The sequence below is a fragment of the Sphingomonas molluscorum genome, assembly GCF_039522995.1.
Lineage (GTDB): Bacteria > Pseudomonadota > Alphaproteobacteria > Sphingomonadales > Sphingomonadaceae > Sphingomonas > Sphingomonas molluscorum.
The window spans coordinates 315,595-342,288 of the sequence record NZ_BAAAEL010000010.1 but is presented as its reverse complement, the minus strand read 5'-3'; the positions used below and the strand labels follow the sequence as shown (position 1 = coordinate 342,288).

The 26,694-nt window shown below is 63.9% G+C and carries 25 protein-coding genes; 7 read left to right on the top strand and 18 right to left on the bottom strand.

The annotated features are described in order from the left end of the window. The first annotated feature begins 165 nt into the window (after nt 1-165). The 4 genes from ABDZ92_RS11980 to ABDZ92_RS11965 are packed head-to-tail and all read left to right on the top strand — an operon-like array spanning nt 166 to nt 3,998. Nucleotides 166-2,409 carry a S8 family serine peptidase gene (locus ABDZ92_RS11980; protein WP_343763028.1) on the top strand — a complete coding sequence of 748 codons (2,244 nt, stop codon included), beginning with the start codon at nt 166-168 and terminating at the stop codon, nt 2,407-2,409. Nucleotides 2,410-2,447: 38 nt separating this feature from the next. Further along, nucleotides 2,448-3,095, top strand: coding sequence for a hypothetical protein (locus ABDZ92_RS11975; protein ID WP_343763026.1), 648 nt, complete (start codon nt 2,448-2,450; stop codon nt 3,093-3,095). A 14-nt stretch (nt 3,096-3,109) separates the two neighbouring features. Beyond that, the gene (locus ABDZ92_RS11970; RefSeq protein WP_343763024.1) at nt 3,110-3,559 is read left to right on the top strand and encodes a hypothetical protein; all 450 of its coding nucleotides are present in this window, start codon (nt 3,110-3,112) and stop codon (nt 3,557-3,559) included. A 1-nt stretch (nt 3,560) separates the two neighbouring features. Beyond that, the gene (locus ABDZ92_RS11965; protein WP_343763021.1) at nt 3,561-3,998 is read left to right on the top strand and encodes a hypothetical protein; all 438 of its coding nucleotides are present in this window, start codon (nt 3,561-3,563) and stop codon (nt 3,996-3,998) included. Between the two features lie 583 nt (nt 3,999-4,581). Here ABDZ92_RS11965 and ABDZ92_RS11960 read toward each other — a convergent pair. The 3 genes from ABDZ92_RS11960 to ABDZ92_RS11950 form a co-directional block, all read right to left on the bottom strand. Next, nucleotides 4,582-6,399, bottom strand: a complete 1,818-nt coding sequence (locus tag ABDZ92_RS11960; protein WP_343763018.1) for a 5'-methylthioadenosine/S-adenosylhomocysteine nucleosidase family protein — start codon at nt 6,397-6,399, stop codon at nt 4,582-4,584. Between the two features lie 5 nt (nt 6,400-6,404). Further along, a complete protein-coding gene (locus ABDZ92_RS11955) occupies nt 6,405-6,815 on the bottom strand; it encodes a hypothetical protein (protein WP_343763015.1) in 411 nt (136 codons plus the stop codon). A gap of 77 nt (nt 6,816-6,892) precedes the next feature. After that, the gene (locus tag ABDZ92_RS11950; protein ID WP_343763010.1) at nt 6,893-7,426 is read right to left on the bottom strand and encodes a hypothetical protein; all 534 of its coding nucleotides are present in this window, start codon (nt 7,424-7,426) and stop codon (nt 6,893-6,895) included. A gap of 334 nt (nt 7,427-7,760) precedes the next feature. Between ABDZ92_RS11950 and ABDZ92_RS11945 the strand changes: the two genes are divergently transcribed. Beyond that, nucleotides 7,761-8,645 (top strand): NYN domain-containing protein, encoded by an 885-nt coding sequence (locus ABDZ92_RS11945; protein ID WP_343763008.1) that lies wholly within the window; start codon nt 7,761-7,763, stop codon nt 8,643-8,645. A 70-nt stretch (nt 8,646-8,715) separates the two neighbouring features. On the opposite strand, the gene ABDZ92_RS11940 is transcribed toward ABDZ92_RS11945, so the two are convergent. The 5 genes from ABDZ92_RS11940 to ABDZ92_RS11920 all read right to left on the bottom strand — a co-directional run bounded on the left by ABDZ92_RS11940 (nt 8,716) and on the right by ABDZ92_RS11920 (nt 15,716). Then, entirely contained in the window at nt 8,716-9,078 is a 363-nt protein-coding gene (locus ABDZ92_RS11940; RefSeq protein ID WP_343763005.1) for a tyrosine-type recombinase/integrase, read from the bottom strand. 551 nt (nt 9,079-9,629) lie between these two features. Continuing rightward, a complete protein-coding gene (locus tag ABDZ92_RS11935) occupies nt 9,630-12,653 on the bottom strand; it encodes a type I restriction endonuclease subunit R (RefSeq protein ID WP_343763002.1) in 3,024 nt (1,007 codons plus the stop codon). Next, a complete protein-coding gene (locus ABDZ92_RS11930) occupies nt 12,650-13,810 on the bottom strand; it encodes a restriction endonuclease subunit S (RefSeq protein WP_343762998.1) in 1,161 nt (386 codons plus the stop codon). Before ABDZ92_RS11930 ends, ABDZ92_RS11935 begins: the two co-directional genes overlap by 4 nt. Beyond that, nucleotides 13,807-15,381, bottom strand: coding sequence for a type I restriction-modification system subunit M (locus ABDZ92_RS11925; protein ID WP_343762995.1), 1,575 nt, complete (start codon nt 15,379-15,381; stop codon nt 13,807-13,809). The genes ABDZ92_RS11930 and ABDZ92_RS11925 overlap by 4 nt, the downstream gene beginning before the upstream one ends. Next, nucleotides 15,378-15,716: a hypothetical protein gene (locus ABDZ92_RS11920; RefSeq protein WP_343762992.1), complete on the bottom strand. Its 339-nt coding sequence runs from the start codon at nt 15,714-15,716 to the stop codon at nt 15,378-15,380. Before ABDZ92_RS11920 ends, ABDZ92_RS11925 begins: the two co-directional genes overlap by 4 nt. Before the next feature lie 17 nt (nt 15,717-15,733). On the opposite strand from ABDZ92_RS11920, the gene ABDZ92_RS11915 reads away from it, so the two are divergent. Together ABDZ92_RS11915 and ABDZ92_RS11910 are read left to right on the top strand one after the other, a co-directional pair. Then, nucleotides 15,734-16,738: a nucleoid-associated protein gene (locus tag ABDZ92_RS11915; protein WP_343762990.1), complete on the top strand. Its 1,005-nt coding sequence runs from the start codon at nt 15,734-15,736 to the stop codon at nt 16,736-16,738. Next, nucleotides 16,731-17,915 carry a hypothetical protein gene (locus tag ABDZ92_RS11910; RefSeq protein WP_343762987.1) on the top strand — a complete coding sequence of 395 codons (1,185 nt, stop codon included), beginning with the start codon at nt 16,731-16,733 and terminating at the stop codon, nt 17,913-17,915. The genes ABDZ92_RS11915 and ABDZ92_RS11910 overlap by 8 nt, the downstream gene beginning before the upstream one ends. Before the next feature lie 42 nt (nt 17,916-17,957). Here the strand turns inward: ABDZ92_RS11910 and ABDZ92_RS11905 are convergent, their stop codons facing one another. The 10 genes from ABDZ92_RS11905 to ABDZ92_RS11860 all read right to left on the bottom strand — a co-directional run bounded on the left by ABDZ92_RS11905 (nt 17,958) and on the right by ABDZ92_RS11860 (nt 26,678). Next, the gene (locus ABDZ92_RS11905) at nt 17,958-18,764 is read right to left on the bottom strand and encodes a hypothetical protein (protein ID WP_343762984.1); all 807 of its coding nucleotides are present in this window, start codon (nt 18,762-18,764) and stop codon (nt 17,958-17,960) included. Nucleotides 18,765-18,769: 5 nt separating this feature from the next. After that, the gene (locus ABDZ92_RS11900; protein WP_343762982.1) at nt 18,770-19,645 is read right to left on the bottom strand and encodes a hypothetical protein; all 876 of its coding nucleotides are present in this window, start codon (nt 19,643-19,645) and stop codon (nt 18,770-18,772) included. A gap of 23 nt (nt 19,646-19,668) precedes the next feature. Next, entirely contained in the window at nt 19,669-20,679 is a 1,011-nt protein-coding gene (locus ABDZ92_RS11895) for a DUF7146 domain-containing protein (RefSeq protein WP_343762979.1), read from the bottom strand. Nucleotides 20,680-20,851: 172 nt separating this feature from the next. Beyond that, nucleotides 20,852-21,448 (bottom strand): hypothetical protein, encoded by a 597-nt coding sequence (locus ABDZ92_RS11890; protein ID WP_343762976.1) that lies wholly within the window; start codon nt 21,446-21,448, stop codon nt 20,852-20,854. Continuing rightward, the gene (locus ABDZ92_RS11885) at nt 21,448-22,125 is read right to left on the bottom strand and encodes a hypothetical protein (RefSeq protein WP_343762973.1); all 678 of its coding nucleotides are present in this window, start codon (nt 22,123-22,125) and stop codon (nt 21,448-21,450) included. Before ABDZ92_RS11885 ends, ABDZ92_RS11890 begins: the two co-directional genes overlap by 1 nt. Before the next feature lie 50 nt (nt 22,126-22,175). Next, the gene (locus ABDZ92_RS11880) at nt 22,176-22,403 is read right to left on the bottom strand and encodes a DNA-binding protein (protein ID WP_343762970.1); all 228 of its coding nucleotides are present in this window, start codon (nt 22,401-22,403) and stop codon (nt 22,176-22,178) included. Nucleotides 22,404-22,544: 141 nt separating this feature from the next. Then, complete coding sequence (locus ABDZ92_RS11875) at nt 22,545-23,516, bottom strand: hypothetical protein (protein ID WP_343762968.1); 972 nt, start codon at nt 23,514-23,516, stop codon at nt 22,545-22,547. Nucleotides 23,517-23,588: 72 nt separating this feature from the next. Further along, nucleotides 23,589-24,392 carry a hypothetical protein gene (locus ABDZ92_RS11870; protein WP_343762965.1) on the bottom strand — a complete coding sequence of 268 codons (804 nt, stop codon included), beginning with the start codon at nt 24,390-24,392 and terminating at the stop codon, nt 23,589-23,591. Between the two features lie 46 nt (nt 24,393-24,438). Further along, nucleotides 24,439-25,833 carry a tyrosine-type recombinase/integrase gene (locus ABDZ92_RS11865; protein ID WP_343762962.1) on the bottom strand — a complete coding sequence of 465 codons (1,395 nt, stop codon included), beginning with the start codon at nt 25,831-25,833 and terminating at the stop codon, nt 24,439-24,441. A 245-nt stretch (nt 25,834-26,078) separates the two neighbouring features. Beyond that, complete coding sequence (locus ABDZ92_RS11860) at nt 26,079-26,678, bottom strand: phosphatase PAP2 family protein (RefSeq protein WP_125959313.1); 600 nt, start codon at nt 26,676-26,678, stop codon at nt 26,079-26,081. Between the last annotated feature and the right edge of the window lie 16 nt (nt 26,679-26,694).

The following is a 26,694-nucleotide window of genomic DNA, read 5'->3' as shown; positions in this document are numbered from 1 at the left end:
GGAAGCGGGCGTGCATGTCCAGGGCGCAAGCCTAAAGACGCTCGCGCCTGTCTTACCGCAGGTTGTCACCTCCCGGCTCTCGGGCCGGCACCGCCTCGTTTCATCAAGGGGCGGTGCCGCCGGCTGGATGAGCCGAACGGCACCGACGCGAATGGGGACTCGCGCGTGGGTGCAATCGTTTCGGACCGCGTCAGGCGGCTGACCATCATCAGGAACTCGACGGCCGTGTCCGCGGTCATGCTGCTCGCCGCATGCGGCGGTGGTGGCGGCGTCAACTCGGGCGGCAGCACGCCGCCTCCGACCGCGCCGACACCAACGCCGCCCGCCACACCTGCGCCAACTCCTACGTCGTCCGCGTACACGGCCGAGTACAAGGCGTCCGGCGCAGTCGTGGCGGCGAAGGCGGCCTATGCCTACGATCGCGGCATCACCGGCAAGGGCGTCACCATCGCCGTCCTCGACACCGGCATTGACACCTCGGGGCGCGAGTTCGCTGGACGCATCTCGCCGGACAGTACCGCTTTTGACCAGAAGATCGCCCGCTGCGGCACCTGCGCGCCCGAGACGATCCGTTTCGGACTCCAGGACGTGGTCGGCCACGGCACCAAGGTTGCCGGCATCGCCGCCGCTGCCCGCGACGGCAGCGGCATGCAGGGTGTCGCGCCCGAGGCGACCATTTTGGCGCTGAAGATCAGCGGCCCGGACATGTCCAACGTTTCGCCGACGTCCGGACCGGTGCCGGAGGGCAGCGGACCCAATCCAGCGCTGATCGCGCCCGCCATCCGCTACGCTGTCGAGAAGGGTGCCTTCGTCATCAACCTGAGCGCGAACGGCACGTCCACTGGGCAGCTCGCGGCCGACCAGCGCGGCGCGATGGATGCCGTGCGGCAGGCCGACCGCTTGTTCGTCGTGTCGGTCACCAACGACGATGGGCAGGACAGCTTCACCGGCCAGATCGCCGAGAACCTGGTGGGCAGCGACCGCACGAACAAGGACTGGTTCCTGTTCGCTATCGGTGTCGACCAGAACGGCAATCCGCGGACCGCCAACGGCGACGCCGGACCGCTCGCCGACCGGATGCTCGCGGCGGCAGGCAACGGCGTGCAGACCTTGGACAAGGACGGCAACGTCGTCGTCGAAACCGGCAACAGCTTCGCGGCGCCCGCAGTTGCGGGAGCCGCTGCGCTGCTGAAGCAGTATTGGCCGCAGCTGGGCGGACAGGCGATTGGCCGCATCCTGCTCGAGACCGCAGCCGACGCGGGTGCGCCCGGCGTCGATGCGGTTTTCGGGGCCGGCATCCTCAACGTCGAAAAGGCGATGCAGGCGCAGGCTCCGGCGACGTCGTTCGCGGCGGCGCAGGCGGTGCTCGCGCGCTACTCGTCGCTCACCATGTCGGCGCCCTTCGGCGGCGGCGGCGCTCTCGGTGCGAAGGCGGCCAGAATGACAGTGTACGACCGCTATGGGCGAGACTTTTCGATGGCTGGCGCATCGGGCATCCGCAGCGGTGGCTCCGGCTTATTGGCGGGTGGCATGCTCCAGCCGATCGATGCTCCCTGGCTGCAGGTCAGCCCGACCGAGGCCCGCCTCGGTTTCTCCTTGTCTGTGCCGGAATACTGGCGCTTCGCCGCCACGAACCGGCCGGCAATGGTTTCCTTCTCTCCGGCATCCGGCCAATCGGTGACCTTCGGCGCCAACGTGGCGGTCGGCCGGAACGGCGGAATCGCAGGCACGCCGCTGCGTGGCATCGCAAGTGCCCCAGTGGGGACCTCGTCGTCCTGGACCGACGGGCGATGGTCCGCCGCATTCTCTTCGGGTGCGTCCCGCGACGACCGCACCACGCTGCGAACCTTCGCCGTCTCCACGCCGTTGGGCATCGGGGTCGAGGTCTCGAACCTGGCGGAGCGCGGCCAGGCGCTGGGTCTTCGCGGCGGCGCGGAGTTCGGTCTGCACGGTGCACGCACCACCATGGCCTCGCTCACGGCACGGCGCATGATCGTCGGCGTGCTCGTCTCTGCCCGCGCAACCGCCTCTACGACCCGCGTCGACGGCGGCTCGGAGATGCTGCGCTTTTCGGAACCGGTGTCAGGTAGTGCCTTCGCCCTCGAGGGAGCCCGGAACCTGTTCGGCGGGCTGGCGACACTCGGAGTCTCGTCGCCGCTGCGTGTCGAGCGCGCCCGCGCGACCCTGCTCGCGCCGGTCGCCTTCGACCTGATGACGAACGTGCTGACCACGGCGACGACCGCGATCGATCTGGCGCCGAGCGCACGCGAGCTCGACCTTGAGCTGGGCTGGTCCGCAAACCTGTCGCCGACCGCATCGCTGCGCCTCGGCGTGGCCCATGCCTTCGATGCCGGACACGTGGCCGGGGCGACGGATACCGCCGGCTTCGTCACCTTCTCGCTCCGCTGAGCGCCACCGGCCACCATTCGAACAGGGAAGAACCGACCATGAAGATCATCGCACCGCTGCTCGCCACCGTCCTGCTCTGCGGCGCGCCGGCCCATGCTCAGCGCGGTCCGACGCCGCGCGGTCCCATGCAGATGGACGTCGCCGGCGTCCGGCTGGGCATGTCGCTCCCACAGGCACAGGCGGCGGCAACCGCTGCGTCCTATGCTTGTCGACCCTACGGAAAGGAGCTGACCTTCGACGAGCAGGTCGACAAGGAAGCCAAGCGGCGAGCGGGTCAGTCCGATCCCTTCCGCCAAGGTACGGGCACGATGCAGCTGGAGTGCAAGGGCCCGGACGGAGAGGATCTGCGGATCGATTTCGCCCAAATGCACACCGGTCCGGTCGTCGACGAATATCGGCTCCAGATTCCCGGCGCCAGGATCGATCTTCCAGCAGTACGACGGCAGCTTGCGGCGAAATACGGCAGACCCACTGTTGGCAACGACACTCTCGGCTCCTGGTGCGGTGCGGGCTACCGCTGCGGGGAAGGCGTCGTGTTCAGCGAGGGGCCGATCGTGGTGATCAACGCGATGACCAGCGTCGACATCATGGCCACTCGGGGCAAGCGGGCGCGCACTGCGGACGAGGCTGCCGTGGCGGCTGCTGCCGACGCGGCCGCTCCGAAGAAGACCCGCGCAGCCTTCTGAGGCGGAGGCATAGGATGCCCTTCATCATCGGTATGCTCCTAGGCGACGTGCTCGGCAGGATCGGCTTCTTCCGTGCGGCGGGCGCCGCGATCCTGCTAACGGCCGCTGGCTTTGTCGCATATCGTCTGGTGGCGGCCAACCTGGGTTCGGACATGGCCTGGGTTGCCGGCGCTGCCGCGCCACTGGCCCTGTTCGGCTGGGCCATCTGGCACCCCGCCTCGTCTCGGTTCCGACTCTGGATCGTCGATGGCGTGTTTCTAGCAGCGCGGCTGGCCATGTGGTGGGCCGTCATCGCCGCCGCGATCGGGCTCGCGACGTCCGAGTTCCACCTCGGCACCTGGCTGACGCGAGAGGCGCTGTTCCTGCCCGTCGCCGGCGTGTTCTGGGCGGTGCAGTGGGTGCTGAGCGTGCAGGTCGCCCGCTCGCACCGGATCATGGGCGACCGCAGCGTGGTGGAGGCCTGACATGCTCCGTTCCAATCGGTTTGGTCGACTGGCGTGCTGCGTCGCCGTCACGATGGTGGCACCTCAGGCGCATGCCCGCAGCCCGGATACGCTGCTGCAGCCGACCACGATCAAGGACTGGCGTGCAGCCGGCATGGACGGGACCGGCTGCTTCTGGTCGCCCCGGCGGAATGGGCCCATCCTCTTCGCTGCGGCGGGGCGGACGGCCGTGACGAAGGTCGCCGGGCGCGTCGTCGTTCTCGCTCCCGCGCCGGAAGCGCGCGAGCTGTTCCCCTTCACCCACGATGCATGGACGTCCGACCGGCTGACCATCCGGGTGATGGACAGCGCCGTCGTGCGCGCAATGGGTGAGGAGACGGTCACGACCGACGCGATGCTGATTGTGACGACCGGGGCCAAGGTCAGGCGGATGCGGGGTTCGTTGATCTGCGGATCATGACGGCCTGAGAACACCGCGCGTGCTTGGTGGCACGCGAGTAGCCCCTCGGCGTCTGCCCTGCCGCAAACAGCCTTGGATCTCTTTAGGTCGTGGATTACGGTCGGCGGCTTACCGGAGGCGGGTGGCGTAACCGGCCGCTCGTTCACGAGACCGAGCGGTCACGCCACCGGCCGGTATTGGTGACAGACGGGCGCACACATGTTCTGGGAGCGAGACGCCGAAAGGCGTAAGTGACGAGGCGCTTCTCCGTATCCATGGATCTGCCGCTTCCGATCATGAGGGCGTGGAAGTTCGCCGTCAGCGTCGCTAGCGTAACGTCAGCCAAGCGATCGAGCAGCAACGCCCGGCGTAATGGAAGGCTTGACGCCGCTCGGCGGCTTTGACCGCTTACTCGACCAGATGGCCCAACACGTCCGCCGTCCGATCGACGAGCGGACAAACAAAGGCTTCCGGTCCCTCCGTTCGATCGAAGGTTCAACTTAGAAGCCACGGGACGAAGCAGTATTCGAGTTGGGCCATGCAGCGTCGCCGAGGATCGACGACGCTGCATGGCGGGTTCATCGACGCGACGAAGGCCGCGCCGCTACTCGAACCACTCTGCGGGCATTACCTCGATCAGGGCACGCGCATATGCCGCCGCCGCCAGGGCGGCCGAGAAGCGCCACTCGTCGTTCTTGTGCTGATCGCAGTAGTCACTCACGCCGCGGACGATGATGGAGTCCTTTCCGGCCGCCCAGGAGGCCGTACGAACCGCGCTCCCCTCCATCTCGATCGCCCGAGCGCCATACCGGTCGCGCAGTTCGTCGCGGAGCTTCGGATCCTTGACCAGAGCATCACCGGTTGCCACGCCGCCTCCGAAGACGCGCGGTCGTCCGGGACGTCGGCGTTTGTCCTCGGGGTGCTCGACGGCCTTGCCATCCACATGCAGCACGTCGGTCGACGGATCCGGGCGCTCGAACGAATCGTCGGCCTCCCTGAGCTTGGGGAGCGAAGCGTCGATCACCTCCTCCCACCGCCTACGGCCACCGAACGCATCAGCCTTCACGGCCGCCAACGCCTGCAGCATCGTGTAGCCCGGCAGTTGGGGCGATCCTCGGCGCTCCACCTCCCCCATCTTGAGCTTGACGTCGTCGTACTCGAAGATGCCCTTGTGATCCGAGATGACGATGTCGCCCAGCCGCACGTGCTCGGCCGGTTGGGCGGGATTGGGACAGCCGCCGGCGATCCCGACCATCAGCACGTGTTCAATGTCGGGGAAGCTCTGCAGTGCCGTCGCGGTGACGATGGCGGCATTCGCCTTACCCATGTCCGACAACGTCGCGACGACGACCTTGCGCGTGGTCTTATCGGGAAGAACGTAATCGCATAGGCGATAGATCGCCCGGTCACCCTTCCCCGCGATCGTCCGGTGGGCATCGCAGGTCGAGAGTACTGCCGCGAGTTCCTCCGGCAGAGCGGTAACGACGAGGACCTTTGTGGCATCGGTCCGCGGCGGCGTATGCTGCACCTCAATGGTAGGCATGGAGTAGACGATCCCCCGATAGAGTTGGTTGGCCTGTGCAGTTCCTGCGGCCGCCGCGCAGGCGAGGACGAACCGTTCGTCGTCCCGCAGACGCAGGAGCTCCCGCGGTTCCGTTCGGTCGACGTCGCCGAGGACGCCCGTCGACCGACATGCGCCTACCAAAGCACGATAGTCGATGTCGTGGTTCGGATCTCCCGAAGGAAGCGGCTGGGAAGAACCCAGCCAGACGAGTTCCTGCACTAGCGCCGCCTTCAGGTCGAGGGCGTAGCTGTCGAAGTAAGCGGCGTTGATGGTGGAGAGCAGGCGGTTCGTGAGCTGCAGGGTAGGTTTTGCGTCACCGATCAGGATGCGGGCGGCATTGCCGGCGATGAAGGCCGAGCGCCCGAGCCGCTCGGGCAGTTCGGCCAGCCTTCGATCCAGATCGGAAGGCCGGTCGCGGATGGCGCGGGCGATCCGGTCCTGGCCATCCAGCTCCATGCCGGTCTGCCAGGCCTTGCCGATGTCCTGTGTGGAACTGCGGGAACGCCCATGCCAAGGGAACGCCGTGGCCAGGCCTCCGGCGCGGTACGCCTGGCCCTGCACCTCGGCGGCGCCGTACTGGCTCAGCTTGCCTTCGACGAACTCGTCGAGGTTCGCGCCGCTCGCGACGAACGAGATTTGCTCGGCAAAATGGTCCGGGTGGAACTCGTCCAAGATCGCGCGACACAACGCACTTTCGAAGTAGCTGCTCGCCGGGACCATGACGTGGTCGGCGAGGAGCAATGCGAAACGGAAGGCACGCCGCATCTCCATCGCCAGGCGGGGCAGGTCGCAGGCCCCTTTCTCGGCCAGTAGGTGGATGTCGAAGAAGTGCGTGAACAGCCGTCTCGCACGGAGCACCCGTGTCAGACCTGAAGGTCCAGCTGTCTCTCCCGCTCGCCGCACGCGTCGCGGTATAGTTGCACTAGAGGATCGAGTCTTCCGTGAAGAGGCACGGCCTTCCACGCACTGAGCAGGTCGCGGTACACCGGCGGGAACTCGTTGAGGATGAAGATTCTCTTGCCGTGGCTCGCAGCGGCCGCGATCTCCGCAAAGGTGCTTGGGCCGATGTAGTCCTCGATCCCGTGCTTGTCGAAGTTCGCGACCAGAATGGCGAACGTGTTGCGGCCACGGACCCGCTTGAGATGGTTCAGCGCGGCGCGGCCTACGAACTGCCGGTAGTTGGCTTCGTCCAGCGCCGCAATATCCTCGTCCTCTACGTCGGGCAGCGCGACGGGAACGGCGTCATCGAGCAGTTCCTCCTTGACCTGGCACATGCTCCCGAAGTGGGACATGCTGCCGCACACCACGACCACGTTCGACCTGCAGTTCCTTGCCATAGGCGCTGGAGCGTTCACCGGATCAAGCCTCTTTCAGTCCTCGACGATAGATCATCATCCATGGCGTGGATACTCTCGAGCGTCATTCTGGCTCCCGAGTTTCCGACGAGTTGCTCCGGCGTCGCCACGAACCTGTCGGGCACGCGGATCGGCAGGTCCTCGGGTTTCTCGGAGAAGTAGATCGGCCTGCCGGACTGGATCAGCCGGCCGATCTCGTAGCAGGTGGTCCGCCCGACGTATCCCGACGGAGCAATCACGTACGTCAGGTCGGCCGAGAAGATCCGCTCAAGCGTGATCGATTGGATCTCAGCATCGGTCCAATCGGGTTCGTCGGTGTCGAAGCGGACGAACTCGACGGCGGGGTCCAGCACCGATGATCCGTCCGGCGACGTCACGCTCCAGCCGGCTGCGCGGAATGTCTCGATCGCGCTTAGAACGGCATCGTAGTGCTGCCTGAAGCTGCCGATCACGGCGACCTTCAAGGCTTGCTGCGCGACTTCCGCGTGTTCTTCCTTGCGGAGACAGCAGTTCTGCTCGTGCGCTTGCAACCCTCATCCTTCCCCATTTGGTCGGCCTGCTTCTTGCCAGCGCAATCGGACGTGTTCAATCCGCTCACTCACGCCGATTCGGTCGCGTGATGCCCAAAAGAGGCAGCGCGTGACACCGCTCAGGCGCACGCGCTGCTCCTTTTCCCCAGCCCGTTGGCGCGGAGGCCGCCGTGACGATCAGCGGGTGCACATCGGCGCAAGCGCAACCAAGTTCGCGTTATGAGGATCAATTCGGCTCGCTGGACCGGGTGTCTGCGATCTGCTGCGAGGGATCGACTTGCATGCCGTCCGCGGTACGATCCGGTCGAGGCGGATAGGAAGGGGGCGGAGTTGCATGCAGGACGGAAGCGCGATCTTCGTGGATTTCGACAACGTGTTCTCCGCGTTGTGGGCCATCGACGGTGGCTTGGCCATACGCTTCGCTACAGACCCCGCGAACTGGCTGAAGGGCCTGGCGGAGACGGATCGGGGTGAAGAAGGACGTCGATGGCTCGTGGCACGCTGCTACATGAATCCGTCGGGTTGGGTCAGTGCGCCGGGAGAGCAGAACGATCGGATCTGGTTCTACAGGTTCCGAGCCGATTTCGTGAAGGCGGGCTTCGAAGTGCTGGACTGCCCGACGCTGACGCGCGGCGCCAAGAATGCGGCGGACATCCGCATCGTCATCGACGCGCTGGATCTCCTCGACCATCGCACCCGCTTCGGGGAGTTCGTGTTTGTCTCCGGCGATTCCGACTTCACACCGTTGCTGTATCGGCTGCGCTCCGAGGATCGCAGGACGATGATCGTCGCGCCGGGCCGCCTCTCATCCGCTTACGCCGCCGTCGCCGATCAGGCTTTGGGGTTCGACAGGATCGGCACCCTGCTCGGCGGTTCGGGGCGCGAACTGCCCGATGATGCGTGCGTCGGGCCGGCAGAGGCCGTGCTCGACGGCTCTGCCGACGAGCAGGCCTTTGCGGCGCTCGTGCGTCGCCGCTACGACGAGGCGCGTGCGCCGCTGAACCTGTCCACTCTTTCCAGCGAGGTGGTTCGCGGCCTCCCAGGCGCGAAGTCCAGCGACTGGTTCGGCAACGGCACCTTCCGGAAGGCACTCGACCGTTTGTCCCTGCCGAACGTGCGCTTTGCACAGCACCATCTGTGGGATGAACGCAGGCATTCGCCGCCCGCACCGATGCTCATTGCCGAAGCTAGTCCCAGCCCTTCACCGGGGGATGGCTGAATCCAGGTACCCGGCGATCGCTCTCCTAAGGATCGAAGGAGCCAGATGCATCGCAACGATGGCCGGCGGATCAGGGTCCGGACCGGGGAAAGGTTGCGGTGGCATCAGGAACATGGCGCGCTGGGGTGCGAACCTGAACTCGTCTTGCCCCTTGCACGAGGATGCCCTCCTCGATGCGGATCAGCATGCGCTTGCTATCGATGTCGTCGGCTCTGAGGTGCGTGACCTCGGACACCCGCAATCCGGCGCCGTACGCGACCCCCAACGCCGCTCGGTACTTGATGCCAGGGGCCGCCTCGAGCAGCCGCGCTGGGTCCGCGACCGCATTGAGCGCATCGCCATGTCGTCGAGCATACGCTGACGCAGCGGGGTGACAGCTGTCTCGGTCGGTAGGGTCGCCATGGGGAAGTTCCTCTCGTTGAAGGAACTCCATCGTCTGCCGCCGCTGCCGCAGGACCAAACCTCAGCGAGGCTGCGCTACCTCACCACCATCACCACTGCCGCGCAGCGGCTTCGTGCAATGGGTGTCAGCCGACGCGAAGCTGCCAGTCGGCTCCGGCCCACTTCCCGCTAGTGAAATATCTCGCCCGCGCCCCAGAATACGCCGCTAGGATGCAAGCGCCTCGATGATTCTAAAGTCCGCCACGGATCCACCGCCACACGGCTCGATCACCCTCTTCAGCTCTCGCCGCAGCGATGATGGGCGCGCGGGGGCAGTCGGTCGAGACGCGCATAACCAATGTCCGCAATCCGGGCAGCCTGTTCTGGCGGATGGCGCTTTCCCGCCCGCTGGACTGAGTACGACCTTCCAACTCTCCGCCAGGAAGATTCGCGCCCTTATGCTGGGGCAGTATATCTTAACCAGGATCCCCATCACATCGGCAACGGCGTTCCTCAGGGCAGGGCAGCGACTATCGATCCCGGTACCGCCTGTGGGACGGACGGCACGCCTAATCTGTCCGCGTCTCGGTTCACGCCTGGCGTTCAGGCGAGCCCGAAATAGCGTTCGAAGAAGTCGGTCAGCCTCGCGAGCACCGACACCTTCTTGGCGGAGTGGGTGCCACCCTTGGCGAACCTCGACACGGGCGGAAGAACATTCGTGATCGCCATGCCCGCGGTCGGGATCGCGCCGTCGCGGAAGGCATCCGCGATGAAGCTATGGGTGGCGGCCGGGTTGAGTTCCTCCTCGATGATAATCCGGTCAAGATCCTCGACCTTCTTGGCGGCCACGAAGGCGCCCCACTGAGCATCCACCTTGGCCTCGTTCGACACGGAGTCGACGAACTGCTCGATCAGGTCCTTCTTGTTCCTCAGTGAGGGGCTGGAGTTGATCGCGCGCTCGATGGTGGCGCGGATTTCCTTGTCCTCACCCATGCCCTTGGTGGCCAGATAGCGTTCGACCAGCATCAGGATGTAGTCGACGTCGATCTCGACCTGCTTCACCAGCTCGATTTCGAACACGATGTCGTCGTTGATCGCCTCCTTGTCCGCATCCGACGCGGTGCGGAAGTCGGCGTAAAGGTTCAGGTAAATGCTGAGATAGTCCTGGAACTCGCGCGCGCTCAGGATCTCGTGACCGGCGAAGTCGTCGAAAGCCGTCAGGACGTTGCGCAGGCGCAGGATCGAGCTGAAAAGCCTGATGAACGCCTTCTGCGCGGCCTCACCGACGATCGGCGATCCAAGGACATATCCGACCTGCAGGTCGGCTACCTTGGACTCGTACTCACCATAATAGTCGCCATAAGGCTTGAGCAGGACGATGCCCTTCGCATCCTTGTTCCCGAAGAGGGCAAGGGCGTCATTGGTCTCCTCTTCCAGGTCACGGAAGCAGATGATGTTCCCATAGGTCTTGACGGAGTTCAGGATCCGGTTCGTGCGCGAATAGGCTTGGATGAGACCGTGCGACCGAAGCCGCTTGTCGGCCCACAGCGTGTTGAGCGTGGTGGCGTCGAAGCCGGTCAGGAACATGTTGACGACAATTACGACGTCCAGCTCACGCGCCTTCAGCCGACGTGACAGGTCCTTGTAGTAGTTGCCGAACTTGTCCGCCGACGTATCGTAGCTGGTATTGAAGAGCACGTTGTAGTCCTGGATCGCCGCATCGAGGAAGTCGCGCGACCCTTTGTCGAGGCCAGTGGTCTCGAACTCCTCCTCGCCCAGAAGGCCGCCGTCCTCCTCCTCGTTCGCGGCGAAGCTGTAGATCAGGCCGACCTTGAGCCGCTTTGCCGGCATCACGGACTGCTGCTGCGTGGCGAACTCGGCATAGTAGCGCTTGGCGGCATCGATGGAGGCGGTCGCGAGCAGCGAGTTGAAGCCGGCGAGGCGCTTGCCGTCGTGGCGGTAAGTGCTGCTCCGCCGTGTTTTCTGGTCGAAGTGTTCGAGGATGTAGCTGACTACCTGCCCGATCCGCTCCGGCGCAAGCAGGGCGCGCTCGGTATCGATGGCCGACACCTGCTTGTCCTTGATCCCGGCACCGGTCTTGATCGTGTTGATGTAGTCGATCCGGAAGGGCAGCACGTTCTTGTCGGTGATTGCGTCGACGATCGTGTAGGTATGCAGCTTGTCGCCAAATGCCTGCTCCGTGGTGCGGCGCAGGGGATTGCCGCCACTGCCGGAGTTCTCGGCGAAGATCGGCGTCCCGGTGAAGCCGAACAGGTTGTAGCGCCGAAACGACCGCGTGATCTCCGCGTGCATGTCGCCGAACTGGCTGCGGTGGCACTCGTCGAAGATCACAACCACATGGCTGTCGAACACGGGATGCTTGCCGCCACCGGCCACGAAGCGAGATAGCTTCTGAATGGTGGTGATGATGATCCGGGCGTTCGGGTCCGAAAGCTGCTTCCGCAGCACTGCGGTTGAGGCGTTGGAGTTTGCAGCCCCCTTCTCGAAACGCTCGTATTCCCGCATGGTCTGATAATCGAGGTCCTTGCGGTCGACGACGAACAGGACCTTGTCGACGCCGGGCAGGTCGCGCGCGTGCTGCGCCGCCTTGAAGCTGGTGAGTGTCTTGCCACTGCCGGTCGTGTGCCAGATGTAGCCGCCGGCGGCGACCGTCCCGAGCTGCTTCGCGCTGGTGGCGGCGCCGATCCGTAGCAGGATGCTCTCAACGGCCACGATCTGGTACGGCCGCATGACAAGCAGCTTGCGATCAACGTCGAACACGCAATACCGAGTCAAGATATTGAGCAGCGTGTGTTTGGCGAAGAAAGTCTTGGTGAAGCCGACCAGGTCCATGATCGGCATGTTCTTCGCGTCCGCCCACCAACTGGTGAAGGCGAAGCTGTTCGAGCTCTTGGGGCGACCGCGCTTCCCGCGCTGCTCTGCGAGATGCCCGTCGCGCACCGTGTTGCTGTAGTATTTGGTCAGCGTGCCGTTGCTGATGACGAACAGCTGCACGTACTCGAACAGACCGGATCCGGCCCAGAAGCTGTCGCGCTGATAGCGGTCGATCTGGTTGAACGCCTCGCGGATGTCGACGCCGCGACGCTTCAGCTCGATGTGCACCATCGGCAGGCCGTTGACCAGAACGGTGACGTCGTAGCGGTTCGCCCGGGCGCCCTCGACCTCATACTGGTTGATGACCTGGACTGTATTGTTGTGGATGCACTTCTTGTCGATCAGCTGGACATTCCTGATCGTGCCGTTATCGCGCTTTAGGACCTGCACGTGGTCCTCCTGCAGGCGCGCGGTCTTCTGGACGATGCCGTCGTTCGCCGGGGCAATGCAGGTGTTGAGGAAGCGATCCCACTCGCCGTCGGTGAAGGTGATCTTGTTCAGCTTCTCGATCTGGTGACGGAGGTTGGCGACCAGCCCTGCCTCCGACGTGATCTGAAGGTATTCGTAGGCCTGGCCTGACAGCTGCTTGACGAACGCCTTCTCCAGCTCCGCCTCCGACTGGTAACCCGCATCGCCCGAACCGGCCGCACCGGGCTGGTATTCGGCGACGACCGTGCTTTCGCCGGAGACGGCGATAGGCTGGTAATGGGGAGGAGGCGGAGCGTCGGTCATGCGGCCATCTTGAAGGTGAGGAGGCGGTCACGATAGTGCTGATATTGCTGGCGGCGCGCGTTAATCTCGGCCGGCAACCCACTCGACAGGTCGTTCACCAGCGCATCGAACTTGTCGAGGATGCCGACGATCCGGGCCTGCTCCTCGAGCGGCGGCACGGGGATTCGCAGCTTGGCGAGGCTCTCGCCGGACAGTCGCTTCACCTTGGCGCGAGCCACGAACTTGTTCTTCTCGGCATTTAAGGCTGCCGTCTGAAAACAGTAGGAGATGAACTTGGGGTTCTGATCGTGATGGAAGGTGAAGCAGTCATCATGGACCGCAACCTCGTCCTCGCCAAGCCAAGCGACTGCCTTTCCGACGTCCTCGACCGTTTCGCCGACGGCTGCGATGACCACATCTCCCTTTGTCGCGAAACGCAACGATGGGGCAAGATCGGAGCGGACCTGAGAAACTGTCTTCGTGGCTGAAGTGCCGTACTGGGTGTAGATGTCAGCGTAGTGAATGCAGCCGATCCCCTCAGGGTCGTAGTCGTCCTTCGTGAACCTGCGACCACGCGTGAATGTGCCAATATCGCCAAGACTGACGTAATTGTCGGCAACCAACAGCGTGTCTCGATAATGGCTATACTGCTTCCGCCGAGCCTCCAGCTCTGCAGTCAGTTCAGCTTCCAATTCGACGAAACTGTCAAGAATGGCGACTACTGCGTCCTGCACCTCAAGCGGAGGAACGGGAATTTGGAACTGAGCATATGTGCCGATCCACTGTCGAGCATGATCCTGTGGAGCATATCTTATAGTTTGCATCGCATAGTAAGCGTAACGCAAACTAACCTGCTTGCTGGACCCAACAGAAATCATCTTCATAGCTGAAGATTTTGCTTTGAAAGGAAAATCGACCCACTTAAACGCAGTCGTGAAGTCGTCAAATATAATAACAGGGTCGTCTCGAGACGCCGGGTAGATACCATCAGTCTCATCAGTGTATCCGAGAACAAATGTCTGACCGGCCGTCAGTACAGGGGTTGCGTAATCATTATTGTAGTTCGTGGAGCTCACTAGGTATTTACCTGGCTGCTGATATGTGAGCAGTTCTCCAAGTTTAGCAAGATCGACGCCATTGGGGCACCGCTCTGTAAGCAGCTCGTCAATCCGGCTCATGCAGCACCTCCCTCGAGGTCGGCCACGATCGCATCGATCTCGTCGCGCAGCCGCGCCTGCCTTTTAACGATACCGGCGATGTCGCCGTTCAGCGTCTGGATGTCGACAGCCTTTCGATTGTCGGCCTGCTCAACATAAGAGGACACGGCGAGGTTATAGCCGTTCTCGGCGATGGAGTCGTTGTCCACCAGCTTGGCAAGGTGGTCTATGTTCGCGCGGCCAGCAAAAGCGTCTATGATCTTTTGTCGATGGCCCGGCATCAATGTGTTCTTGTTGCCCACCCGCTTGAACTCCGCGCTGGCGTCGATGAACAGCGTTGCGTTGTCCGTTTTCGACTTCTTGAGCACGATGATGCACGTTGCGATGGGCGTGCCGAAGAATAGGTCGGGCGGCAACTGAATGACGGCGTCGACGTAGTTGTTGTCGATCAGGTACTGGCGTATCTTCTGCTCCGCCCCGCCCCGGTAGAGCACGCCCGGGAACTCGACGATTGCCGCGGTGCCGTTCACCGCCAGCCAATGCAGGATGTGCATGGTGAAGGCGAGGTCGGCCTTGCTCTTGGGCGCCAGCACGCCGGCGGGAGCGAACCGCGGATCGTTGATTAGGAGCGGATTGGCGTCGCCGTCCCACTTCACCGAATAGGGCGGATTGGAGACGATAGCCTCGAACGGCTCGTCGTCCCAGTGAGCGGGGTCAATCAGCGTGTCGCCAAGGGCGATGTCGAACTTCTCGTAGTTCACGTCGTGCAGGAACATGTTGATCCGGCACAGATTGTAGGTGGTCAGGTTGATCTCCTGGCCGAAGAAGCCCTGACGCACCTTGTCGTGGCCCAGCACCTTGCTGAAGCTGAGCAGCAGCGATCCCGACCCACAGGCCGGATCGTAGACCTTGTTGACCTCCGTCTTGCCGGCGACCGTGATGCGGGCGAGCAGCTCCGACACCTCCTGTGGCGTATAGAACTCGCCTCCCGACTTGCCGGCGGTCGAGGCATACATTTGCATCAGGTACTCGTAGGCGTCGCCGAAGAGGTCGATGCTCTTGTCCGAGAAGCCTCCGCTCGTGAGGGGAAGATCGCCGATCGCCCCCAACAGCTTGACCAGCTTCTCGTTGCGCTTCGCCACGGTCGGCCCCAGCCGGGCGCTGTTCACGTCGAGATCGGCGAACAGGCCGTTGATGTCCCGCTCGCTGTCGGTGCCGTTCGCCGAACCTTCGATGTCCGAGAAAATCTGCGACAGTGTTACGTTCAGGTTCTCGTCCTTCCGCGCTCGCTTCCGCACGTTGGCGAACAGGCTGGACGGCAGGATGTAGAAGCCCTTCTCCTGAACCGTCTCGACACGTCCGAACTCGGCGTCGGCGTCGCTCAGGTTTGTATAGTCGAAGTCCGGATCTCCGGCCCGGCGTTCCTGGTCGTTCAGGTAGGCGACCAGGTTCTCGGAGATGAACCGGTAGAAGAGCATGCCGAGCACGTAGCTCTTGAAGTCCCATCCATCGATGCTGCCCCGCAGTTCGTTGGCTAGGCGCCAGATGGTCTTGTGCAGCTCGGCGCGCTCGATCTCACGGGTGGCACTCATTGCTTCCTGCTTTCGTCTTCGGTGGTGTCGATGAGCTCGAGCACCGCTTCTATTGCCAATCCCCGTTCCCGCAGCAGCACCTCCAGGCGGATACGCAGATCGTTCGGAGGCGCGTGCTGGCCGGCAAGCCAGTTGCGTATGGTGCGATAGGTCGTGCCCAGATCCCGAGCGATCGGCGTCTGCCACCGATCCCCGTAGAGGGCGCGCCCAGCCGCTTCGAGAATTTGTGCCCCCCTCATCCCCTTCATAATAATAGGAAGGGATTGCGGTACGCAACAGGAAGTTGCTATCTTGTTCTGCGTCAACCGCCGCCCGGTCGAGGCCGTCGGCTTCATCAACAGGGAGAGCGGATTTGAACGAGATCGTTGCACTGGCCATCCACAAGCTGGATCGTGTCGACGGCACGTATCAGGTCAGGCTGGCGGACAAGCAGCTGCCGGTCACTGTTACCACGCAGCGGGTGATCGACGAGCTCTACGATCTTTATAATGGGCGGGCGTCCAAGTCGCACGGCAAGTTCACGACCAACGAGGGTTATCCGACGCAGTCACAGGTGAAGGACTATGTCGCCGGATCGCATCGTGACTTCCTAAAACTGACGTCTCGGCTTATGGAGACGCTTCGCACGCAGGCTCAGGCAAGGTCCGCATCGATGGGCGGCCACGTGCTGTTCGCGCACTTCACGCGTGAGGCGCGTGACTTCCTGCTCGTCGCGATCATTACCGAGAAGCTCAGCGCTGCCCTGACGTCGCAGAACGACATGCAGGACGTTAAGCACCTCGACCTGGATGGCTTTAGGTTCGCCGGTCGGATAAACATGACCGCTTGGGCGGCGCGTGAGGAGCGCTACATCAGCTTCCTGAAGGGCAAGGGCGATGTGTCGGAATACTTCCGCCACTTCCTCGGCTGCGACTCCGTCGTCCAAGACCGGGTGGACACCTCCAATCTGGTGACTGCCCTGCGGGAGTTCGCCGTCGAGACGCGCATGCCCGAGAAGGAGGCGAGCGAGTTCCTGGGGCGTGCCAAGGCGATCTGCGAACGGGCATCACGTGAGAAGGAAGAGCTGCAGTTCGACACGTTCGCGAACGAGCTGATGCCCAAGGACCCGCGGAAGCTCGTCGATCACCTCGCCCACACGGATCGCGCGCTCAGCGATGGCTTCGTCCCTGATCGCCGCGCCTTGGCGGCCCTGGTCCGCTACCGTGGGGGCACGAAGCGATGGAAGGTGGAGTTCGATCGGGACGCAATCGGCGACCGTTCGGTCATCTACGATCCGAAGGCGAATACGCTGACGTTGACCGGCATCCCCGATGAGCTCGTCGCTCAGCTTCGGTCGGATGGGTTGGACAATGGCTGAGATCGGCTTCGCCGACCTCGTCGAAGTGTATCGGAACACCCGCTTTACCGGAGCGGGCGAGGGTATTCTGACGATTGCGGACGAGCATGTTGCCGGGACGATCCGCACGATCGAAGCCGACGAGGACCTATATGATCTGACGCAGATCAGTCTAGTCGATCCGGCCGATCCTGTCGTCGGGACTTCGGTGAGCATCAACGTGGCGGCACCGAGCCATCGGCTGGGGGTGTTGGCACAGGACTTCGATAGGCTGTTCCTCGCGCCTGGCGCGGCGTTCGAGGAGCCCCTTGCATACTACGTGATCGATGCCGGGTTTGCTCGTGGCGATGCGTCGCCTCCGGGAGATCTGGTTCGATATCGCGTACTGCTCGGTGTCATCGCGGTTCTGCGTAATGCGGCAACATACGTAGGCGAGTTGCAGCGGGAACTGGTGTTCATCGGCAACGAGAAGATCGAGGTGCCGATCGCGTTCACGACTTCCGATCTGCCGGCATTCCTGATCGAACAGGCGGAGCGCCTTCGCCGGATATTCGATGATCCGCTACATGCCGACGAGAAGACGGGGCTGCTTGCCGATGCGGTGATCGAGATTGCTGCGGGACAGAGGCGGCAAGCCCGGTTCACGCACCTCATCACGAACCTCGACAGGATCTGCGATGAAGTGGAAAGAGGATATCGGCTCTTTGTCTCCAGCTTCTCGTATTCCAAGATCAGGAAGGAGATCGAGACCGCTAAGCTCGAGTACATCGGCAAGATCCACAAGACGATCGTCGACATTCAAGGTCAGCTGCTGGGAATACCGGTTGCGACGATCGTCGTCGCGTCCCAGCTCAAGCGTTCAGAGCACTGCGATGCCGTGTTCTGGACCAACTCGGCGGTGTTGCTCGGCGCTTGGATATTCGTCGTGCTCCTAGGGATTGCGATCAAGAACCAGTGGCATACTCTTGCAGTCATCGGCACCGAGATCGATGGGCAACGTGAGCGCCTCTCCAGCGACCATGCGGCTGTCCGGGATGACTTCATAGACGTCTTCGATGATCTGGAGCATCGCATCGGTTGGCACCGCAAAGCCCTGATCGTTGTGAGTGTCGCGGCGTTGGTGGGTGCGATCTTGGCAACGATGGCGTTCTTGCTGCTTACCGCTCGTGGATCCGCGGTCTGCCTCATCTCGGGTTGAAAGACACCCGACGCCGTCACGGCGTCGGGTGATCGAGGAAGGTCACTTAACCGACAGGAGCCTGGTCGCAGCTCCGTGGTCCTCCAGCGACGCCGCCATCACCATCAGCATCCTGTGCGTCAGCTTGTCGGCCGTGTCGCCCATCAGGAGTTCCGCCCAGTTCGCCCAGCGATCCAGACGGAGCCCCAGCCATTCGTAGAAGGCGTCGCGCTGATCCTCGGTGTCGAAGGTCAGCGACCAGACCATCTGCATCATGGGAATGGGACCGTTGCCGCGGCGGAGCAACACGACCGCCGGCCTAACGCCGATCTGCTTCCTGACGAACGCGCAATCCCAGTGCGCAGCCGCCTGCTCGAGGCGCACCAGACGTGCCTCCCGCTCCTCCGGACCGAGCCCGAATTCGGACAGCTGCCGGATCGTGGCCACGCTCGGACGGGCGCTGCTGACGCCGGTGGGACGGGTCGCCGCCAGCATTTGGAGGACGGACATGCCGAAGGCGGTCGGCTTGTCGAAGCCGCTGCGGCCGACCTTGATGAACCCCAGCGATCGCAACCATTGGACGTACCACCATGCGAAGTCGGTGTTGCCGCGGAACAGGTCGGTCGCCCGCTCCTGGTCGTGCAGGTCGCGACGCACCATGGCCGCGAGCACGGCATGCATCATCTCCAGGCGGGCGTCGGGCACCCGACCGTACTCCAGTTCGCCTTTGAGGTGCCCGACCCAGAAGGCCTCGCGGATGGTAGCCCATTCCATCCCGGCGTCATCGACGAACACCGGCGCGGCGTTGTGCCTTGGCTCGAGGCGGAGGTGGCTGCCCCAGGGCAGTTCATGATCATGGTTCCTGGGCATGGCGCTCAACCTCCCACCCGGCGGGAATCGTAGGCGGACACCGACGGCTGTTCCGGCTCGACCGTCGTATGATCGACGCCGTCTGCGATAGCCCGGAGCTGCGCCGCGAGACGGACGCATTCGCGGTAGACGAACGCCTCGTCGCGGTAGACCCGCTCGTTGACGCCGGCCGTCACGTCGCGACCATGCAGGGGATCGCGACCACCCGGGATCACGTCACCGGCCTGGTCGCACGAGAAACCCAGCCACCACGCGTCATCGTGCTCCTTCCCTTCCTTGGTGAGTGGCCGCTGAGAATGAGAGGGACGAGTGTCCACGTCTGTGACATGGCAGACGCTGGTCGATTCCGGCTCGTACTTCTGGCAGGCCGCCGCGTAGTTGATCCCGCCGTGGGCACGGAGGCCGAGACCGACGAGCGCGCCCGGCGTGACGCCGAACAGCGGGTGCTCGGGACCCACGCCGACGAAACCCTCCAAGCATCCGGTCCAGCCCGAGCGCTTGATGATGCAGCCGAGACCGCTCATGCGGTCGGTCCAGGCGAGCTTGTCCGCTTCGCCGGTCCAGGGCCCAACACTGGTGGGATGAACGGCTGGCACGTGGAACACGGCCTCAACGGGCACGATATCGGTGCCGCCGTGCATGGGACGGACGACGTCGCGGGTCGGCTTTATGGCGGGCAGGTTCGTACCGCCGGCGTTCTTCTTCCTGGGCATGTTTATAGTCCTCATCGGCCCGGCGTCATCGCGCGGGCATGTCATCGTTCTGAATGAATGGCAGTGCTGCCGCCGCGCCGGCTTGGGCGGCCCGCGTGCTCCTCCGGAGGCAAGGCGGTGGCGTCCGCCGACGGGAACGTGCCCGCCGACGTGGTAGGTGTCGGTCATGATGATGGTCTCCGGCGGGCGGCTCAGGCGTGGAGCAGCACCCACTCCTCATTGAAGTCTTTGGCACCGCCACGCGGAAACAGTTCGCCGGTCTGGATTCCCTTGCGGCCGAGGGCGTCGCGCGCTGCCGCTACCGCTGCGCGGCCGGAATCGTCATCGTCACCGCAGACCGTGACGTGCCAGATGCCACGGGGCAGATCGACATGCTGGAGGTTGGCGTCGCCGAACGCGGACCAGACGGTGGCGCCGGGGAACATCAACCTGAGCGACAGAGCATCCTCCACTGCGCTCGCCAGCATGATCTTCGGCATGACGGGACCGAGACGCAGGGCTGCACCGCGCACGCGACCAAGGCTGAGCCTCGGCGAACCTCCACGCATCTTGCGACCGTCACGATCGAGGTAGGTACGCTGGATGCCGACGATCCTGCCCTCCGCGTCCTGCGCCCCAGCGATCATCGCCGAATGGCGCGGACCCGGGCTGCCGTCATCGTTCCAGTAGCGGGGGGTCTTCCCGAACCGAATGGTGCCCGGAACGGAGTACCCGATGACCCTGCTCAGGAGGTAGGTGTCCGCCGCCGTCCCATCGATCGGCCCTGCCATGCGCCACTCGTCACGGGCGCGGTTGCGGTTGGCTGCCTTGACGGCAGGGTTCACCTTCCTGTCCGAAATCGTGACGGCGTGGGATTCACTCCCCGCCAGCGCCTTGCACGCTTCGGGGAAGTCCACCTGCTTGAGGCGGGAGAACAGGTCGATCGTGTCCCCGTGCGCCGCACAGCCGTGGCAGAAGTACACGCCCTTGCTCTCGTTCAGGAAGAAGCTGGCGGTGTTCTCGTCGTGAAAGGGGCAAAGACCCTTCATCTCGGCGCCGACGTGGACGAGGTCAGTGGCTTCTGCCGCCACTTCGGCGATGGACACCTCCGCCTTCAGCTTCCCGGTATCGATCGATCCGTCCGGTCTGACGTACCTGGCGGGCAGGCCCGCCGTCCAAGCATTCGCTCTCATGTCATGATCCTTCAACTGCGCGTCACTCACGACGCTCCGGTGGATCGAAGGCCAGATTTCCTCCGGCCTTCCGCTTCCACCGTTGTTTCCTCCACCCACGGCGGCGCCGATTAGGCGGCGCCGGACTGCCCGGTTTGCGTTCTTCTGCGGGCCTGGACCGTTGCGTCGTCGGTGATGACGACGCCGATCACGATGCCGACCTTCAGCCTGCCCCGCGGCCTCGCTGGCCTCTCGTGTCCCGCAGGATGCTGCACCAGGTCTCGAGCGCCATGGCGGCGATCTCGGCCCTAACGCGGGGCTGCTGCAGGCCGCGGTCGTACCGGCCGAGCGCCGTCGCGATCTCCGCGGGCAAACGGCCCGCGGCGCTGAGGGCTCGTTCGCCCGCGGCCCGGATGCCGTGGAAGTTCCAGCTCTCGATCTGGAGGGCCTCCGGCACCGCGTTGGCGAGATGGTCCTGCAGCCGGTCCAGCCGGACGTATCTGGCCTCGAGGCGCTTCCCGCGTCCGGCCGTCACCGCCTGACCCTTGCCCGACGCCGAGCCCGCCACCCGGAGGATGGTCGCCCTTGCGTCGCCGGGAAGGACGAGGATGCGGTTCCTGCCGCCTCGGGCCGGGACGTCGACGAACCCGGTCGCCCACTCGATCTTCTCAAGATCAATCGCAACCGCCTCCCACGGTAGGCACAGCGCCAGGATGGATACTTCCAGCACGGTGCCGTACGGCCCTCCGGCGCTGCGAGCGGCTGCCAGCAGACGCCTGACTGCCGTGATCGACGGCACGATGGGACTGCTCCCCGCCATCAGCCTGCTCGCCCCGGACGGAACGGCGGCAATCCACTGCGGCGAATGGGAGCGCGTGCTCCCCCATCGATCAGCGCGAAGGGTGAGGGCGGCATCAGGCCGAGCCTGTACGACCACCAATCGGCGGCGGCGCGCTGATCGAAGAGCATCTGGGCTCGATCGATGTCCTTGACGTGCCCGATTCCGAGCCCCGCCTGCGCCATCGCGATGTGATGGGCGACGCCATCGTCCGCCATGTTGGCGAACACGCTCTCGCGCAGCAGGCGAAATGACCACGTGAACGTGATCGGTTCCTCGTTGTCGGACGCAAGCAACTCCCTGGCGTAGTCCTCGGTGTCCTTGTCGGCGGTGATGCCGCGCCCGAAACCGTCGTCCAGCAGTGGACCATCATGACGATCGTAGATGGCTGCAGCGATAGTCATCGCGGCATCGTGACCGAGCGCGACTTCTGCGACGAAGCCGGAGGGATCCTTGACGCGCAGCAGGCCCTGGTTCCTGTCGATCATCTCGATGGGGGCGCTGGCGATGGCGGCGGCGCTGCACGGGATCAGCGCCATGATCGCGGCCAGCTGGGCCGGCGGTTCGTGGTTGCGCGACGCGGTGCGCTGCAGCGCCGCGATCTGTTCGTTGTCGAGTAGGCACACGTGGGCGTGCGCCTCCTTGGAGACGTTCGGCATGTCCATTCCTTTTCGATGGATCGGGGCGGACCGTGGTCCGCCCCCGCAGATCAGTTGGCGGCCCAGTGCTCGCTGGTGCTGGCCACGCGGTTCATCGCCTTGAAGCGGTTGAGGTCGCGGATGCTGTAGCGGACCGAGCGTCCGATCTTATGGTAATGGCAACCGCCACCATATACGCGCTTCTTGCGCAGCGTGCCGGGCTTCTGGCCCAGGACGATGGACGCCTCATGAGTGTCGACGAGGCGATCCTCGTTAAAATCGTCGGCAACTTCCGACATGATGGTTCTCCGTCGCTGACCGACCGGATGTGATCGGCGACACACCATCTACGCCCCTTGACAAGCGGACGCTCCACGCTCGAAAGTCGTTATTCGGCCAGATTGCGAAGCAAACGTGGAGGAATCGGTGGAGCTTTCGCTTCAGCCCTGTCGGGTAAGAGCCTCCGGCGAAGCTGCGCGGGACCGCCGCTTTTTAAAACGTGATCGCTTGTTGTCCGAAACAGCGATCGCCTTGGCGCGCTCGTAGCAACGTCCGAGTCCGCGCGTGCCGAATTCGGCCTGTACGGCTGCCTCGAAGTCGCTGTTGGTGGCGTACTCCCATTCGCCCGAGTCCATCAGCTGGATAAGGAACTCGGCAACCTCTGCCCGTTGCACGGCGTAATAGTCGACCGACCGCCTAAATCCCCACGGGCCGAGTTCGCTTGCTCCGAGCTCAACGTAGTTCTTCCTCGCTGCTTCGATCAATGCGTTCTGCAGACCGTCACGCGACACGAAGATGAGATGGTCGATAGGCGCGTCCGCATCCATGGGGCGAGCCAAGTTGAGGCCGGAGGTAGCGATGCGCCTGACCGCCTGGTCAGGGAGCAAATCCCACCATTCGGGACCAGAGATATCCTCTGGATCTGGACTTCCGTTAATCCGTCGGGCGAAGCAGGAGATCTGCTTATCGTATGCCATCCGCGCGAGAATCGGGGCCACGGCGTTGGCGGCGTATCTCGCGCCCACACCATCGCTCCAATAGCCCTGACCTTCGAAGATGATCGCGTCCCATTCGTCACGCGTGATCATGTCCGGGCTGGTGATGCCGATTTCGAGATCATCGGCATGCGAACGCATCAGACTATCGAGACGCCGATGCACCGAGTGAATGGGCGTACCGTCGGCGTTGAAGGCGCCCTCGCTATCCACGATCCGCCCGGGCGGCGTGTTGCCGGCATTTGCGAGGAAGGAATCACCTTCCGGTGGCGGAGCGCAGACGTGCTTGACGAGCATGTCCACCACGGACGTCAGGATGATCTTCCCGCCTAAGTATGCCCGTTCGCCGATGCGATGCCGGGACCAGTCCAGGTCGGCGATCCATTCAGAGTCGATGTCGATGTCGATGTCGCGCAATCCGGCCCCCTTCGCGTGCTGCATAGCGGTTCCGCCGCGGTGATCGCAACGGACCCGAACGAGTGGCTGGGATTAGGCGGCCTTTTGGACGCCGACGTAGATCACCTCGGGGTTCTCGGGGTCGATGGCGCGCCAAGCGGCGTCGATCAGGTGTCGCGGAAGGGACATGCCGGCTACCTCCTCGCAGGCCGCACGGATGTCGTCCGGCCATGGATTGCGCAGGATCACGCCATCGTCGATGGCCTGCACGGGGCCGAGCAGTAGCCATTCGTCGCGTATGCCGGTGACCGGCTGTCCGCGGTAGAACTTCGGTGCGACCAGCGACCCATTCGCTGCCAGCATGCCCTCGGCGGGATCCGGCAAACCCTCGTGCGCCGGTTCGTCGAAGTTCGCGAGGACCATCGGCTCCCCCGGCGCGATCTCGACCAGGTCCTTGTCGATCCGACGCATGCAGAGATGCGACCATTCACCGCCGGCGGGGAGCTCGATGGTCCAGCACCACTCGACCGTCACGCCATGACGACCCCCGAGCCAAGGATCTTCCACAATTCCTTCGGGCGGGCGCTTGCCGTCACGATGGTTGCCATCGTGATCGAACCAGGTGCAGTCGGATGGTGACCAGACGATGCAGTAGCTCGCCTTCGACCAGCTCGCCTTCTTCTGGAAGGCGGCGATCACCGCGTCGCGCCCCGAAGCGGTGATGGTTCCGAATTCATCGACGAAACCGGGACCGTGGAAGGTCAAGGCTTGTGTGGCGTAGTGGGCCGTGACCGGTTCGTTCGTGACGGACATGGCCCACCGTCGATTTTGCCTGACGCCTCGAGTGATCACATGTGGGTATTCACGGTATCCCGCGAGGGCGTCGGCCGTTTTCATCACCGTTCTCCTATTCGAAGTTGAATGGAGACGATGACGGTTCTTCTCAATCCTTGCGCCGCCTGTTCCGCCTCCGGTCTCCAGCCGTTTCCGCGGCGCGCTTCTGATCGGCACGCTTCGGCCACCCCGCGCGGAGGTCGTCCAGGCGCGCCGTCCGCTCTGCCGGCGCCATCGACGGGAGTTCGCGCCCGCCGGGCCACGCCTTGGTACTAGCCAGCTGCTGATCGACGTGGTCGTTCCAGCGCTGCACCATGTCGCCCGCCTCCTGCACGAGCTTGGTGAGGATGTAGGTCGCGTCGAGTTCGTCTCCGTTGGTGTGGAGCAGCATCGCGTTGATCGTGTCGCGACTGAAGGAGAAGGGTGCCTCGGCGAGGTCCGACGCGGGAACCTTCCTCGTGTCGTGGATCGTGAAGTGCGCGATGCGCTTCGAGGTGCCGTCACGCTGGTTGGCGAGTTCCATGCGGCGGTGGATGAGCGAATCGAGCACGTCCTTCACCTGCGACCCCATCTCGACGGGCGCCGTGCCGTTGAGGGTGAACACCGGGCCGGTGCGCTTCGTGGGATCCGGCTGCTGACGCGCGATGATGTCGTAGACCTGCTTCGGCAGGAGGATCAGGTGGGGCTTGCCGCTCTTGTTGCGCTCCGGCGGCAGGCGCCACTGGCGCTTGTCCATGTCGAGCTCCTCCCATGGCAGTTCGGCGATCTCTTCCTTCCGCTTACCGAACCGGATCAGCACCTCGACGACGTCGCCACGGGGGCCACCGAGATCCCGCGCGGCTTCCAGCAGTCGCAGCCACTCCCAGTCGGTCAGTCGCCTGTCCCGCTTGCCGGTCTTCGGAACCTCGAAAACGTGGCCGGACGTCCGCAGGAAAGCCGAGCGGTACACCCCGTCGTTGATGAGCGTCTTGAGGCATACCAGCCCCGAGCGGACCATCGAGGGGCCGCGGGCGAACAGCTCCGCCTTGTACTTGTCCACGTCGTCAGTGGTGAGCTTGTCGAGCCTTTTGTCGCCTATGTGGGCCAACAGGTCGCGGCGGAAGACGCCGATCTGGCTGGCGCTCATGGGATCGTTGCCGGTACGTCGACGAGAGACGTAATCCTCGAAGTAGGTGCTGATAACGAGGCCAGTGTCTGCCGCAGTGGCGGCCATTTCCGCCTTGCGCTTTGCAATGGGATCGGTGCCGGTCCGGACTTCGTGTGCGAGGGTCGAGGCGAAGGTACGCGCACTATCGACGGTGAATTCGCCCAGGGTGCCGAAAGTGACGCGTTGAGAGCGCCCGCCCTTGAACCTATACTGGTAGACGAAAGTCGGGACCCCTTCGCTCGTCTTGTAGACACCGAACCCTCTCACTTCGGTGTCCCACACGAACTTCTTCGTGCCGGATGCAGGGGAGTTGACGATCGGTTTAATGGTCGAAAGGCTGATGCGCTTCTTGGCCAAGGTTCGCTCCTGAGTAATCGTGGAGCAATCCTATTGGCGGCACTTTGGGGTGCTTTCGACCACAGTGGTCTACAAGCGAAAATAAAGTAAGACACTGACACATAACGATAATCTACGGTGAGGAACAGTCATCTACCTCCGCGCCTCTTATCCCGATGAGGACGTTAGACAAGACTTCTTCCTACGAATCTGAGGGTCGGACGTTCGAATCGTTCCGGGCGCGCCATTTTCCTACATCTCCGTCTTCATATCGACGGCACCCGCTCGGGCGCCGCGTCGGGGAAGATCCGCGCGACCAGCGCTTCCGAACCGACGCCGATCGCGGCCCCTGCGAGGACGTCGATCGGAAAATGCGAGCCGGTCGGCAGCTGGAGAGCGCCGATCGCTACCGCCGCGGCATAGGCGGGGCGGCTCGCGCCTGGATATTCCCGCAGGATCGCGCGGCTTACCGCCATCGCCCCCGCCGTGTGGCCGGAGGGGAAGGAATTGTGCGGCCCCTCGTTGCGGTCGCCCCGTGTGAGCCGGTGATCATGGTCGCTGCTGAACAACCGCGGCCGTGCGCGATCGACCCTGCGCTTGATCGCGGCCTTGATCGCCGTGGCCGCGAGATGGCTGGCCAGCATGCGCGCGCCCGTCCGTGCGAGGCGGCGATCGCTCCGTGCCGCACCGACTGCTGCCGTGCCGATCGACAGCGCGATCAGCGGCGGCTGGTCGGCAAGCTCGCGCACCAGCTTCAGCGCACGCACCACGACGTGGTCGTGCCATTCGGCAGCGGCGCGCCCTGCCTTGATGTCGACGCGCTCCAACTCGTGCGCCAGCGCCTTGCCCGTCCTGCCCTTGCTCATTCGTCGCCTTCCATGG